Here is a 14,376-nt window from a genome sequence, read left to right on the forward strand (position 1 = left end):
CGTGAGGCGGATGGTAGTCGCGCCCGGGCGGAATCTGTTCGAACACGGCCCCTGCCTCATCGGCAAGGTAGTCATAGCCCACATCCTGCAGGAGCCCCTTTGGATCAAGGTGGTGGTAGAGATTGCGGCGGGCGATCCGCCGCTTCGGCTCCATCATCTTTAAATGATAGAGGTTGAGCCCGCTGGTTGCGGGCCTTGAAACCAAGATCGGGAGGATACCAGAGCCCGTGCAGGTCCTCTGGTCGGTACTTCGCCGGATCGTAGGCTCTGAACAGACGATACTGGAACTTTTCGGCCCACATCCCGTCGACCCGGTACTCGGTCGGCGAATACAATTCGCGGAGCCGGAACCCCCAGGCCATGCGCCTGTAATCCCCCGTCAGCTGTCCGATCCGCTCCGCGGTACCGCGTTCCAGCCGCTCATCGGGATCAATAGCCAGGATCCAGTCGGCGGCAGCTTCATGCGCTGCGTCGAGTAAGATCCGCCGCCGCTGCGGCTCGCTGCTGAACACGCCGGTCGCCCCGCGATCGTCATAGGCAATCCAGCCGTCAACGACCGGATCGATATTGGTGATCAGATCGGCAACCAGATGCGCGTCATAACGATAGCTGAAAACTGCGACCGTTCTCTGGCGCGTCCAGAACAGTCGGCTCCGTCGCCAGCGTCGAGGCTTGATTTGGCTCGTTATCATTTTCTTGTTGCCGCTTTCACGCGATTTCGCACGCCAATATAGACACCCACGGATTTGACCAGCAGGGCAAGCCAGACAATTGGCATCGACATCATCGCGAAAGTTCGATCCCGATCGGAAAGCCCGATCTTCGCCAGCTTGCGGGCATTCCGCCGATCGCGAAACGTGTCGCGAAAACACCGAAACGGAGTGTTCAGGGCAGACGCTGCGAGGTAATCGCCGCGGCGACAGCCGCGCCTGTACTGATCGGCAAGCAATCTGGACAGCCGGGTTTCGTTGCGATGAACGGTTTGCACCTTAGGCTCCCACACCGGCTGCAGTTCCTGCGGCAGCCGCCCCAGGAATTCGGTGTCTTCGGCAGCAGGCATGGTTTCATCGAACAAGCCAAATTCATCGAACAGCCGCCGATCGAACGACACGCCGTAACGCAGCGCACGATCCGACGGCAGACCGGGAAGCCGTCGCATGAACATGATCAGATGAGCCGCACAGGCGATCAGATTGCGCGGATGGCTATTCACCATCGCGCTCGCCACGGCGCGGTCGCCAGCCAGATGCCGCTGCATCCGTGCCTCGGCCCAGCCCGAACAGGCGAGGCAATCATCGGCAAGAAAGGCAACGAAAGGCGCTTTGGTGGCCGCAATGCCGAGATTGCGGGCTGCGCCTACAAACAGCCTTCGACCGGCCTCGATCACTGGCACCTTGACCCGGCGCCGGTCAGCAGCGCCAGGACCTCGCCTCCGCCCGAGTTGACCACCATGATCTCGAGCGGCTCATCCTGATCCAGCAGGGATGTCACCGCCTCGACGATTTGAGCCGGCGCGCGATAGCCGATGACAATGACGGCAAGCTGCGGCGGGGCTGATTCAGGCACGTTGCAACTGGACGTGCGGAGAGGAAAACCAGCGCCGCAGCGCCAGCTTCAGCTGGTAGCGCCTGCAACGCCAGGTGTTCGACCGCACCTTCGGCGCCGCCGCCGCGATCCTCAGGAACCGCGCCGCCGTCTCCAGATCGCCGCGCGCATAGTGAACCCGGGCGATCTTGAGGGCGACCAGCCCCTCCCTGGTCTTTAGCGACGACAGTGGGATGCCACAGTCAGTCAGCTCGCGCAGCGCCAGCCGCCAGTCGAGAAAGCGGCGCACCGGCCTGGTGATGAAGCGATCATCAGAACGCACTGCCGAAACGTGGTAGATCATGACGGGATGCACGATCAGGGCAAGCGACGCCCTGCCCATCAGCCTGGACCAGAACAGCGTGTCCTCGTCATAGGCAAGCCCGGTCGGGAAGCGCGTGTCGCCGACGACGCGCCGGGAAACCAGCGCACTGCCCACGGCGATCGAGCGAATGTGACCTTCCAGATAGGCCGAGGCATTGGCTATACCATCTTCTATGTAGCCGGCTGGAAGCTTGAGGTTCCGGTTCTCGCCATCGGTGCGCCGACGGTAGGCGCCGATCACCATGTCGGCGGCCGGCTGCGCCCCCGCCCGGACCAGCATCGACCGCAGCCCGCCCTCCAGATGCAAGTCGTCGGCGTCGATCAGGTAGATCCAGGAGCATTGCGCCTGCGCCAGCGCCACATTGCGGGAGCCGCCCGCGTCCCGGCAGTTGCTCATGAGCAGGCGCAACGGCAACGAGAATTGCGTGGCGGCATTCAGCGCGGCTTCTGCCGTCCCGTCCGAGGAGGAATCGTCGACCAGCAGCACCTCGCCGATAACCTCGGCTTCGGAACGAAGCGAGGCCAGCGTGGCCGCTATGGTTGCCGCCGCATTGTGCGCCGGGATGATGACACTGATTGCCGTCAATACCGAACTCCGCATCAGCATGCCTGCCGACCGATCCTCCCCGAAGTTTCAACCGAGCATAACGGGCATCGCCGTTGTTGAGAAGCTGTGCTTCGAGGCTGTCAGGCCTTCTCGAGCGCGACCGGGATGACGTCGACGGCCTGGTCGCCGACCTGGCCGCCGGTGGTTTTCAGCACGCCGACGATCGGAGCCACGTCGGAATAGTCGCGGCCATAGCCAACGGTGATGTGGTCGTTGCTGGCCCGCATGCCATTGGTCGGGTCGAATTCCTGCCAGCCGGCATCGCGCCCACACCACACCTTGACCCAGGCATGCATGGCATCGGCGCCTTCGAGCCGCGGCTTCCCTTTCGGGGGAATGGTGCGCAGGAAGCCGCTGACATAACCCGCAGGAATACCTAGCCCGCGCAGGCCGGCGATCATGATGTGGGAGAAGTCCTGGCACACGCCCCGCTTCAAACCGAAGGCATCGCTGGCCCCGGTACGCACCGTGGTCGCTTCCCCGTCATAGGTGAAATCGCGGTGGATGCGGTTGCACAGATCGATGGCCATGCCGACCGTCGAGCCGCCGGCGCTGTCGCGGGCATAGGCGGTGATCGCCGCATCGATGCCGGCATGATCGCTGGCGGCGAGAAAGTGATGCGGTGCATCCGGCGCCAGTGACCGTACGGCGCCGAGTTCTTCCTGCAGGCGCTGCAGATCGGGCGACACGTCGAGCCCAGGCTCCGGCCGTGACACCGACACGCGCGCGCTCATTCTGATGTCGAGCCCGTCATGGACGTCGCGAAAGGCGATCGCGGTGACATTGTTGCCGAAGAAATCGGCAAAATCCGTGCGCTCCGATGGGGTCGGCACAAACGAAAGCGAGGCCGCGATCACGCGCTGCACGCCGGCAATGGTCGGCGGCAATACACGCACCTGATGCCGGCTGCCGCCGGCCGCGGCGTCATAATCGTAGCTGAGATGAAGCCTGATATCGTACAGCATGTTAACCAAAATACGCTTTAGCCAGGCTGCTATAGAGGTTGCCGATCTCAGTTGCGAGATCGTCCAGCACCTCCGCCGACATCTCCGATGGCTCCATGACGGCAATTGCCGTGTTGAGCTGCAGGATTTCCTTGGCCGCGACCGACATATGCCCCTCCGGCCCAACCGATGGCAACAGGCCGATCTCCGCCTTCAGCCGTTCGAGCTGGAACAGGATCGAGCGCGGGTTGAGTGGGTCGAGCGCCAAGAGGTCGATCACCGTGCGCCGTCCGGCCCGCACCGGATATTGCCGGCGGTGGGTCATGACGCTGTCGCCGATCTCCAGCATCATGTCGAGCGAGCCGTCCGGCGCACCGGACCTTGTCAGTCGGGCTAGCGTACGGGCGATCTGGATGCCGCGCTCGATCCGCCGGCCGATCTCGAGGAAACGCCAGCCGGTGAAACGGTACATATTCTCGTGCAACAGGCCAGAGAAACCGGCGAGCTTGCGCAGCATGACCGTCATCGCCCGTGTCGCGTCGTCACCCGGCGCCACCGTGGTGGCGAACTGATGAATGGTCTTCGACAGGTCCTTCAGCGCCAGCCAGCCATCGGGCGAAAAGCGGTCGCGGATCTGTCCGGCGCTGTAGACGGCGCTGTCCAGCGTGCCGATCAATCCGGGCGGAATGGCCGCTTCGAGATCGACGCCGAAGGGTTCGAGATAGTCCCTGATATCGGCGAGCAGCAGCATGTCAGGATCGGACGTCTCGGCCAGCCGCACATGATAGGCGCGCAGGATGCGAACCGTATCCTCCGAGCGCTCGATATAGCGGCCGAGCCAGGTCAGGTTTTCCGCCGCGCGGCTGGGCAGGCTGCCCGGCATGGTGCGGACAAAGCTGTCATGCTCCTGCGGCAGCAGCGTCTCGCGCTCGACCGACCGGTCGCTGACCACCCAGACGTCGGCCGCCTGGCCGCCGCGCTGCATGGCGATGGCCGTCGGGTCGAGCGAAAGGCCGACACGGGCGAAACCGCCCGGCATTACCGTCCAGCCATCGGGCGTGCGCGCCAGATAAACGCGCAGGCTTGCCGGTCGCGGTTCCAGCCAGCCGCCGACATAGACCGGCGTCGTCGACAGCGTCACCGCTTCCTGGCCGACGAAACCGCTGCCATCGCTCTCGATGCGCGCGATCAGCGCGATGCGTTCCTCCGGCGTCAGTGCCGAACCGAGCCTGGTCTGGCCGTCATCCTCGAAGGCCAGCCGCGTCGACAGCGCCGGACCGATCACCATGCGATCGATATTGGCAAGCACATGCGCCCGTTCGGTTGCTTGCCCGCACCACCAGGTGGCCACGCTTGGCAACAGAAGCTCTTCGCCGCGCAATGCGCGCGAAATCTTCGGCAGGAAGGCGAGCAGCGCCCGGGTTTCCATCAAGCCCGACCCCAGCGCATTGACCGTAGACACGGTGCCGCGGCGGATCGCCTCGACCAGCCCCGGCGTGCCGATATGCGAGTCCGACCTCAGTTCCAGCGGATCGGCAAAGGCGGCATCGAGCCGCCGCCACAGCACGCTGATCGGCATCAGCCCGGAAACCGTGCGCACCATCAGCTTGCCGCCGGAGACGGTCAGATCCTCGCCCTCGAGCAGCATGATGCCGAGATAGCGGGCGATATAGGCGTGCTCGTAATAAGTCTCGTTGAGCGGCCCCGGCGTCAGAATGGCGACGCGGCCGTCATTCTCCTTCGCCATGCCGATCAGCGCATCGCGAAAGCGGCGGAAGAAACCGGCCAGGCGATGCACATGCATCTCGCCATAGACGTCGGACAAAGCCCGCGTCGTGGCGACGCGGTTTTCCAGCGCAAAGCCGGCGCCCGACGGCGCCTGCGTGCGGTCGCCCAGCACCCACCAGCTTCCATCCGGCCCACGACCGAGCTCGAAGGCGCAAAAATGCAGGAAATGACCGCTGGCCGGCATGGTGCCGACGACGGGGCGCAAAAATTCGGGGCTCGCCGCAATCAGGCCTGCCGGCAGGATTCCCTTCTCGATCAGCCGGTTCGGGCCATAGATATCAGCGACTATCTCCTCGAAAAGCTCGGCGCGCTGGACGAGACCGGCGCTGATCCCGGCCCATTCCTTGTCTTCGATCAGCAGCGGGATATGCGCCAGTGGCCATTCGCGCTCGTTGGCGCCGGCCTTGTCGTAGACGCGATAATAAACGCCGGCGTCGCGCAGATACTGGTCGGCGCGGGCAAAGCGCTGGCCCAGCTTTTCGGGACCCAGCTCCTCCAGCGCCTCGATGAAGGGCGCCCAGGCCGGACGCGGATGGCCCGAAGCATCGACCATCTCGTCGACGACGCCGTCAATCGGCTGGTAGTGCTCCAGCAGACTGTGCCTCAGCGGCTTGCCGCGGACCTTTTTCTGATTCCCCTTTGCCATCGCTGATCAGAGTCTTGCTGGCCGCCTGAGGTCAAGGGTCATGGGGAAGTCTTCAGAGGCTTCTTCATTGCGCAGCACATAGGCCGACGGCGTATGGCCGCGCGGCTCGAAGCGGGCGAGACGCCTCGCCTCGGCCTCATTGCCGTTGACCGGGAAAGTGTCGTAGCTGCGCCCACCTGGATGCGCGACATGGTAGACGCAGCCGCCCACCGCCCGCCCCGACCAACGGTCGTAAATGTCGAAGACCAAAGGCGTGTTGACCGGCAGCGCCGGATGCAGGCCCGACGAAGGCTGCCAGGCCTTGAAGCGCACACCCGCCACTGCGACCTCGCGATTGTCGGTGACCTTCATCGGCACGATTCGGCCATTGCAGACAATGGCATGACGTTCCGGGTTGAGGCCTTCGGTCCTGACCTGCAGCCGTTCGACCGAGGAGTCGACGAAACGCACGGTGCCGCCGATTGCGCCTTGCTCGCCCATGACATGCCACGGCTCCAGCGCCTGCCGCAGTTCCAGCTTGATGCCGGCATGCTGGACTTCGCCGCAGAACGGAAAGCGGAACTCCAGCTGGGCATCGAACCATTCCGGCCGGAATTCGAAACCGTTGAGCTTGAGGTCGTCGAGCATGTCGAGGAAATCCGCCCAGACATAATGCGGCAGCATGAAACGGTCATGGAGCGAGGTGCCCCAGCGCACGAAGCGGCCATCAAGCGGGTTGTTCCACGCACGGGCGATGATGGCGCGCACCAGCAATTGCTGCGCCAGCGACATGCGCGCATTGGGCGGCATCTCGAAACCGCGGAACTCGACAAGCCCAAGCCGGCCGGTCGGGCCATCGGGCGAAAACAGCTTGTCGATGCAGATTTCCGAGCGGTGCGTGTTGCCGGTGACATCGGTCAACAGGTTGCGAAACAGTCGGTCGACCAGCCAAGGCAGCGGTGCGTTGCCCTGGCCCGGATGCGGCACCTGCGCCATCGCGATCTCGAGTTCGTAAAGCGAGTCGTGCCGCGCCTCGTCGAAGCGCGGTGCCTGGCTGGTCGGGCCGATGAACAGGCCGGAGAATAGATAGGACAGCGACGGGCGCCGCTGCCATTGCAGCACCAGGCTCTTCAACAGATCGGGCCGGCGCAGGAACGGGCTGTCATTGGGCGTCGCGCCGCCGACGACGACATGGTTGCCCCCGCCGGTACCGGTGTGGCGGCCGTCGATCATGAACTTGTCGGCGCCAAGCCGCGTCTGCCGTGCTTCCTCGTAGATCGCCGTCGTCGTCGCCACGCAGTCCTGCCAGTTGGCAGCCGGATGGATGTTGACCTCGATGACGCCGGGATCGGGTGCCACCCTGATGACGTTGAGGCGCGGATCGTGCGGCGGTCCATAGCCTTCGATATGCACGGGAAGGCCGATCGCCTTGGCCGCGTTTTCTGCGGCTGCGACGAGCTCAAGATAGTCTTCCAGCGCCTCGACCGGCGGCATGAACACGCACAGCCGCCCGTCGCGCGGCTCGACCGAAAGTGCTGTACGCACCGCGCCGCCGATCTCGGTGATCTCCTGCTCCACCCGGTCTTGCTGGCCGGTCGCCGCAGTGAACGATACCGCCTGCTGGCGCCGCGCCATCTCGTCGGCGCCTTCCAGTTCGGCCGGAGCCGGTTCTGGCAGTATGGCTTCCCGCGCCGGCAGCGGTCCACGCGGCAGCGACGGATCGACCGGCACGATATAGGGGAACTGTGCCCGCGGCACATAGGGCAGCGTGCCCAGCGGCAGGCGGTAGCCGACCGGGGAATCGCCCGGCACCAGGAACAGCCGCCCGCGCCGCGTCTTCCACTTCTCCGAGCGCCAGCGCGGGTCCGATGCCTGGCTGTTCCAGCGCTGGACCGGCAGCACATAGCCGGACGGCTTGGTCAGCCCGCGCTCGAACACTTTCGCCATGCGGCTGCGCTCTTCGGGGTCTTCCAGTTTGGAGTTGGACGGATCGACATTGTCGGGCAGCTTACCTTCCTTCAGCAGCCATTCGGCCGGGTCCTCATAGGCCTCGCTGACCATCGCCTTGTCGATGCCGAGTTCGCCGGCGATTGCCGTCAGCAGGCTTTTCGCCTGCTGCGGCCCGACCTTCGCATCGCTCTTTTCGTGTGCGATCAGCGACGGATCGCTCCACACCGGCTGGCCGTCGGTGCGCCAATACAGCGAGAAGGTCCAACGCGGCAGGCTCTCGCCCGGATACCATTTGCCCTGGCCGTAATGGAGGAAACCGCCCGGCGCGAAGCGCTCGCGCAGTTTCCGGATCAACGCATCGGCCTTTTCGCGCTTGGTCGGGCCGACGGCGGCGGTGTTCCACTCGGCGGACTCGAAATCGTCGATCGACACAAAGGTCGGCTCGCCGCCCATTGTCAGCCTGACATCACCCGCTTGAAGTGCGGCGTCGACCTTGTTGCCCAGCGCATCCAGCGCCTGCCAACTCTCATCCGAAAACGGCTTGGTGATGCGCGGATGTTCGGCAATGCGGTCGACACGCATGTCGAAGCCGAACTCGACATTGGCAAAGCTCGCCATGCCGGAAATGGGCGCGGCGTTGCGGAAATGCGGCGTGGCCGCCAGCGGCACATGGCTTTCGCCGGTGAGCAGGCCGGACGTCGGATCGAAGCCGATCCAGCCGGCGCCCGGCAGATAGACCTCGCACCAGGCGTGCAGGTCGGTGAAGTCGACGGCGGTTCCGGCTGGGCCATCGAGCGCGACCAGATCGGGCTTCAGCTGGATCAGATAGCCTGAGACGAAACGCGCGGCGAGGCCGAGATTCCTGAGAATTTGCACCAGCAGCCAGCTCGAATCCCGGCACGATCCCTTTTTCGCGGCCAGCGTTTCCTCCGGCGAGAACACGCCGGTTTCCATCCGCACGATATAGGCGATCTCCCGCTGCAGCCGCGCATTGAGGTCGACGACGAAATTGACGGTGTTGGTGGCGCTACGGTCGATGGTTGCGAGGAAAGCCGACAGCAGCGGCCCCGCCGGCTCCGGCGTGCGGTAGATGGCGAGATCGTCCCTGATGTCTTCGGGGTACTCGAACGGGAAGGTCTCGGCCGATGGCTCGACGAAGAAATCGAACGGATTGTAGACCGTCATGTCGGCGACGAGGTCGACCTCGATCTTCAATTCCGTCACTGGTTCCGGGAAGACGAAGCGGGCCAGGAAATTGCCGTAGGGGTCCTGCTGCAGATTGACGAAGTGGTTCGCCGGCCCGACCTTGAGCGAATGGCTGAGCACCTTGGTGCGGGAATGCGGTGCCGGCTGCAGCCTGATGACCTGGGGCCCGAGAACCACCGGCCGGTCATATTTGTAATGGGTCAGGTGGTAGACGGCTGCCAGTATTGCCATGGGGCCCCGGAGATCGGCGTTTCTTCAGCCGAACCCTGACACATCTATTGGCCATTCTCCAAGCAGAGATGTTGCGCTGCACCTAAATTAAGCAGCCGAAGCCGGCTACGCTGTGTCGAGATTCAGGTCAGGCCGAGTCGAAAATGGCTGATACCGAGAACCGGAGCAGAGCGTACTTTTGGCACGCGAGCACCGGAAGCGCAGGTATCGGCCATTTGCAGGCCGGCCTCACTTGAATTCGGCACAGCTTAGAAAAACGCCTGTATCCCCGTCTGCGCCCGTCCCAAAATCAGCGCATGCACGTCATGCGTGCCTTCATAGGTGTTGACCGTCTCCAAGTTCTGCGCATGGCGCATGACGTGGTAGCCGATCTGGATGCCGTTGCCGCCATGCATGTCGCGGGCCTGGCGCGCGATGTCGAGCGCCTTGCCGCAATTGTTGCGCTTGACGATCGAGATCATTTCCGGGGCCATCTTGCCTTCATCCATCAGCCGCCCGACGCGCAGCGAGCCCTGCAGGCCCAGCGCGATCTCGGTCTGCATGTCGGCGAGCTTTTTCTGGAACAGCTGCGTGCCGGCGAGCGGCTTGCCGAACTGCTTGCGGTCGAGTCCATACTGCCGGGCCCGGTGCCAGCAATCCTCGGCGGCGCCCATCGCGCCCCAGGAAATGCCGTAGCGGGCCCGGTTGAGGCAGCCGAATGGGCCGCCGAGGCCCCTGGCGTTGGGCAGCAGCGCGTCTTCGCCAACCTCGACGCCTTCCATCACCACCTCGCCGGTGATCGAGGCCCTAAGGCTGAGCTTGCCGCCGATCTTCGGCGCCGACAGCCCCTTCATGCCCTTCTCCAGCACGAAACCGCGGATTTCGTCCTTGCCGTTGTCGCCCTTCAGCTTCGCCCAGACCACGAACACGTCGGCGATCGGCGCGTTGGATATCCACATTTTCGAGCCGGAAATCTTGTAGCCGTTCGCCGTCTTCTCGGCCCGCGTCTTCATGCCGCCCGGATCGGAACCGGCATCCGGCTCGGTCAGGCCGAAACAGCCGATCCATTCGCCCGAAGCCAGCTTCGGCAGGTATCTCTTGCGCTGCTCTTCCGTGCCATAGGCATGGATGGGGTACATCACCAGCGACGATTGCACCGACATCATCGAGCGGTAGCCGGAATCGACCCGCTCGACCTCGCGCGCCACCAACCCGTAGGTGACGTAATTGGCGCCGAGCCCGCCATATTCCTCAGGGATGGTGATGCCGAGCAGGCCGGCCTCGCCCATCTCGCGAAAGATGCCGGCATCGGTCTTTTCCTCGAGATAGGCCTCCTCGATGCGCGGCGCGAGCTTGTCGGCGGCAAAGGCGGCCGCGCCATCGCGCACCATGCGCTCATCCTCGGAAAGCTGGTTCTCGATCAGGAAGGGGTCTTCCCAAACGAACGCGTTCTTGTCGGCGGCCATGGCTTCGCTCTCTCCCAAAATCTTGAAGTGCTCGGGCTTATCCGCCTTCGCTTCGGAAAAATCAAACAAAATTGCATCACCGATCAATGAGGTTTAGTAATGGATCATGAACGTCCAACGCCGGCTTTTGCCCAGCACCAGCGCCCTTGCCGCGTTCGAGGCCGTGGCCCGCCTTGGCTCCTTCACCGCTGCCGCCCAGGAACTCGATTTGACCCAAGGGGCCGTCAGCCGCCAGATAGCCCTTCTGGAGGAACAGTTCGGCCGCCGGCTGTTCGAGCGCGACAGCCGCAATGTTCGGCTGTCCACGGCGGGCGAAATCTATGCCGAAGCCGTGCGGGCGGCACTCGGGCAATTGCGCGACGCCGCGCTCGGATTGATGAGCAATCGGCATAGAGGCATGCTGAACCTCGCCATACTGCCGACCTTCGGCACGCGCTGGCTGATGCCTCTGATCCCGGATTTCGTCGCAGAAAACCCTGACATCACCATCAACTTTGTCACCCGCATCGGCCGCTTCGACTTCGCCCGCGAGCGGCTCGACGCCGCCATCCATCATGGCCAGCCCGACTGGCCGGACGCCGACTCCACGCTTCTGATGCGCGAGACCGTAATGCCGGTGGTTTCGCCCGACTTCCTTGCCAGCCGCGATATCACCACGGCGGCCGACATCAGCCGCCTGCCGCTGCTGCACATGGCGACGCGTCCCGGGGCCTGGGGCGAATGGTTCGAGGAACAGGGCTTGAGCGCACCGATCGGACCCGGCATGCAGTTCGAGCAATTCGGCACCGTTGCCCAAGCCTGCATGGCGGGGCTTGGCGTCGCGCTCCTGCCGCAAGTTCTTATCGCCGGCGAATTGCAGCGCGGTCAGCTCGTGCCGGCGCCGGGACAGCCGATGCAAAGCCGCAGCGCCTACTACCTCGTCGTCCCGAACGACAAGCGCGGCCACCCGCCCGTCGTCAGTTTTCGCGACTGGCTGCTGGGCCAGGTTGAGAAGGAACCGGCCGTTCTGGCCTGGTAGCTACTTCCGCTTCATCGGCACGGTTTCCGGCTGGAAGCGCAGCGTTTTTGCGACTTGCGTTCGGCAACTTTCGCATCGAGCTTGCTTTTGATCCGGGCGAAAGCCTGGTCTCCATCGACCGAACTGCCACTCGCCATGCCCTCGTCCCAAAGACGCCCCAACTCTTGGACACTCACTTTCTCGAAACTTGCCATATCGCGCGTATCTCCACACAAGGATGGTAGATAACGCTCTAGCGATTGCAAGGAACCATTCGAGGCTACTTCCGCTTCAAGGCATCGGCCAGTGCTGCGCCAAACGCGCCTTGCTGTGCCGGTCGTTCCGGCTGACGCTGCGGCATCGGCGAAGGTTGCGCCGGCTTGCCGCCGCCATTGTCGCGCGGCCCCTTCGGCGTCCCGCCCTCGCCGCCGTCCTTGCGCATGGACAGCGCGATGCGCTTGCGCTTGATGTCGACATCGACGACCCGCACCTTCACCACGTCGCCGGCCTTCACCACCTCATGCGCGTCCTTGATGAAACGATCGGCCAGTTGCGAGACATGCACCAGCCCGTCCTGATGCACGCCGATATCGACGAAGGCGCCGAAGGCAGCGACATTGGTAACGGTGCCTTCCAGAAGCATGCCGGGCTTCAGATCCTTGATGTCGTCGATGCCATCGGCAAAGGTTGCGGTCTTGAAGCCGGGGCGCGGGTCGCGGCCGGGCTTTTCCAGCTCGGCAATGATGTCGCGCACCGTCGGCAGGCCGAAGCGTTCGTCGACGAAGACTCGCGGATCGAGCGCCTTGAGCGCTGCGCTGTCGCCCATCAGCGAGCGCACATCGCGGCCGCAGGCAGCGACGATCTTCTTGGCCACGCCATAGGCTTCCGGATGGACCGACGAGGCGTCGAGCGGCTCGCTGCCATTGGCAATGCGCAGGAAGCCTGCGGATTGTTCGAACGCGCGCGGTCCAAGCCGCGCCACCTTGAGCAGTTCCTTGCGGCTGGCGAACGGCCCGGTCGCATCGCGATGCGCGACAATGGCATCGGCAAGCGACGCGCCTAGGCCTGACACGCGGGCCAAAAGCGGCGCCGAGGCGGTGTTGAGATCGACGCCGACAGCATTCACCGCGTCCTCCACCACCGCCTCCAGCGAGCGGCCAAGCCGGTACTGGTCGACATCATGCTGGTACTGGCCAACGCCGATCGATTTCGGCTCGATCTTGACCAGTTCGGCGAGCGGGTCCTGCAGGCGCCTGGCGATCGACACCGCACCGCGCAGCGACACGTCGAGCCCGGGAAACTCAGCCGCCGCTGTCGCCGAGGCCGAATAGACCGAGGCGCCGGCCTCGCTGACGATCACCTTGAGCGGCTTTGGCCCACCATCCGAAGGCATGTCGGACAGCATGTCGGCGACCAGCTTTTCAGTCTCGCGGCTGCCGGTGCCGTTGCCGATCGAAATCAGCTCGACCTTATGCTGGCGGATGAGTGCTGCGAGCTGGGCCTGTGTGCCGCGCACATCGTTCCGCGGCGGAAATGGATAGACGGTCGTCGTCGCCAGCACCTTGCCGGTGCCATCCACGACAGCGACCTTGACGCCGGTGCGGATGCCGGGATCGAGTCCCATGGTCGGCCGCGAGCCGGCGGGTGCTGCCAGAAGCAAATCCTTGAGGTTGCGTGCAAAGACATGGATCGCCTCTTCCTCCGCACGCTCGCGCAGGTCGCGCATCAAATCGAGCGTCAGGTGCAGCGAAAGCTTGATCCGCCAGGTCCAGCCGGCCACTTCCATCAGCCAGCGGTCGCCCGGCAGGCTGCCGCCGATGGCGTAGGCATTGGCGATCATCCGCTCGACCGGCTTCACCGGCGAGGCATCGTCGGCATCGACCTCGATGTCGAGCGACAACACCTCTTCGTTGCGGCCGCGCAGCATGGCCAGCGCGCGGTGGCTCGGAACATTTGCCCAACGCTCGACATGCTCGAAATAGTCGGAGAATTTCGCCCCGGCCTCCTGCTTACCGTCGACGACACGGGCACGCATGAAAGCGCGCTCCTTCATGTAGGTGCGAAGCTTGCCGACCAGATCGGCATTTTCCGCAAACTGTTCCGACAGGATGTCGCGTGCGCCTTCCAGTGCGGCCTTGGCGTCGGTCACATCCTCGGTCACATAAGCCAGCGCCGCCTCGGCGGGCACCAACGACCGGTTGGCCAAAATAGCCTCCGCCAATGGCCCCAGCCCGCGCTCCCGGGCGATCTCGGCCTTGGTGCGGCGCTTGGGCTTGTAGGGCAGGTAGATGTCTTCCAGTTCAGCCTTAGTGGCGGCAGCCACAATTTTGGCCTCTAGTTCCTCGGTCAGCTTGCCCTGCTCGCGAATCGAACCAAGGATCGTATCGCGGCGCGCATCGAGTTCGCGCAGATAGGCCAATCGCTCGGCAAGGTCGCGCAATTGGGTGTCGTCGAGCCCGCCGGTGACCTCCTTGCGGTAGCGCGCCACGAACGGCACCGTCGCGCCCTCATCGAGCAGCCCTATAGCTGCTGATGCCTGCTCCGGCCGCGCCCCGATCTCTGCCGCGATGATGGATGCGATGCGTTTGCTGTCTGCTGCCATGCTGGTCCCTGTCGCAAAGAGCGGCGACCATAGGCGCTGATGTCCGTCACGCCAACCGCAGTGTTCTCAAGCG

The 14,376-nt window shown here is 64.2% G+C and carries 11 protein-coding genes; 1 reads left to right on the plus strand and 10 read right to left on the minus strand.

Features of this window, described 5'->3' with window-relative positions; genetic code table 11:
* Positions 1-104 precede the first annotated feature (104 nt).
* The 8 genes from NKJ88_RS01605 to NKJ88_RS01640 all read right to left on the minus strand — a co-directional run bounded on the left by NKJ88_RS01605 (position 105) and on the right by NKJ88_RS01640 (position 10,704).
* Positions 105-692: a hypothetical protein gene (locus NKJ88_RS01605; protein WP_023823339.1), complete on the minus strand. Its 588-nt coding sequence runs from the start codon at positions 690-692 to the stop codon at positions 105-107.
* Positions 689-1,387 (minus strand): glycosyltransferase family 2 protein, encoded by a 699-nt coding sequence (locus NKJ88_RS01610; protein ID WP_023823338.1) that lies wholly within the window; start codon positions 1,385-1,387, stop codon positions 689-691. Before NKJ88_RS01610 ends, NKJ88_RS01605 begins: the two co-directional genes overlap by 4 nt.
* Positions 1,384-1,566 (minus strand): glycosyltransferase, encoded by a 183-nt coding sequence (locus NKJ88_RS01615; RefSeq protein ID WP_023823337.1) that lies wholly within the window; start codon positions 1,564-1,566, stop codon positions 1,384-1,386. Before NKJ88_RS01615 ends, NKJ88_RS01610 begins: the two co-directional genes overlap by 4 nt.
* Positions 1,559-2,494, minus strand: coding sequence for a glycosyltransferase family 2 protein (locus NKJ88_RS01620; RefSeq protein WP_352443455.1), 936 nt, complete (start codon positions 2,492-2,494; stop codon positions 1,559-1,561). The genes NKJ88_RS01615 and NKJ88_RS01620 overlap by 8 nt, the downstream gene beginning before the upstream one ends.
* Before the next feature lie 101 nt (positions 2,495-2,595).
* Positions 2,596-3,480, minus strand: coding sequence for a transglutaminase family protein (locus NKJ88_RS01625; protein ID WP_023725136.1), 885 nt, complete (start codon positions 3,478-3,480; stop codon positions 2,596-2,598).
* Between the two features lies 1 nt (position 3,481).
* Positions 3,482-5,893, minus strand: a complete 2,412-nt coding sequence (locus NKJ88_RS01630) for a circularly permuted type 2 ATP-grasp protein (protein WP_023725137.1) — start codon at positions 5,891-5,893, stop codon at positions 3,482-3,484.
* Between the two features lie 6 nt (positions 5,894-5,899).
* Positions 5,900-9,259: a transglutaminase family protein gene (locus tag NKJ88_RS01635; RefSeq protein ID WP_352443456.1), complete on the minus strand. Its 3,360-nt coding sequence runs from the start codon at positions 9,257-9,259 to the stop codon at positions 5,900-5,902.
* Between the two features lie 248 nt (positions 9,260-9,507).
* Positions 9,508-10,704, minus strand: a complete 1,197-nt coding sequence (locus tag NKJ88_RS01640; protein WP_027049851.1) for an acyl-CoA dehydrogenase — start codon at positions 10,702-10,704, stop codon at positions 9,508-9,510.
* A 106-nt stretch (positions 10,705-10,810) separates the two neighbouring features.
* Here NKJ88_RS01640 and NKJ88_RS01645 point away from each other — a divergent pair, with 106 nt between their 5' ends.
* Positions 10,811-11,722 carry a LysR family transcriptional regulator gene (locus NKJ88_RS01645; protein WP_352443457.1) on the plus strand — a complete coding sequence of 304 codons (912 nt, stop codon included), beginning with the start codon at positions 10,811-10,813 and terminating at the stop codon, positions 11,720-11,722.
* An 11-nt stretch (positions 11,723-11,733) separates the two neighbouring features.
* On the opposite strand, the gene NKJ88_RS01650 is transcribed toward NKJ88_RS01645, so the two are convergent.
* Entirely contained in the window at positions 11,734-11,916 is a 183-nt protein-coding gene (locus tag NKJ88_RS01650) for a hypothetical protein (RefSeq protein ID WP_023820690.1), read from the minus strand.
* A 65-nt stretch (positions 11,917-11,981) separates the two neighbouring features.
* On the minus strand, positions 11,982-14,303 hold the full coding sequence (locus NKJ88_RS01655; protein ID WP_352443458.1) for a Tex family protein: 2,322 nt from the start codon (positions 14,301-14,303) through the stop codon (positions 11,982-11,984).
* Positions 14,304-14,376 lie beyond the last annotated feature (73 nt).

Origin of the sequence: Mesorhizobium sp. M0016, from assembly GCF_040324035.1 — a bacterium.
Lineage (GTDB): Bacteria > Pseudomonadota > Alphaproteobacteria > Rhizobiales > Rhizobiaceae > Mesorhizobium.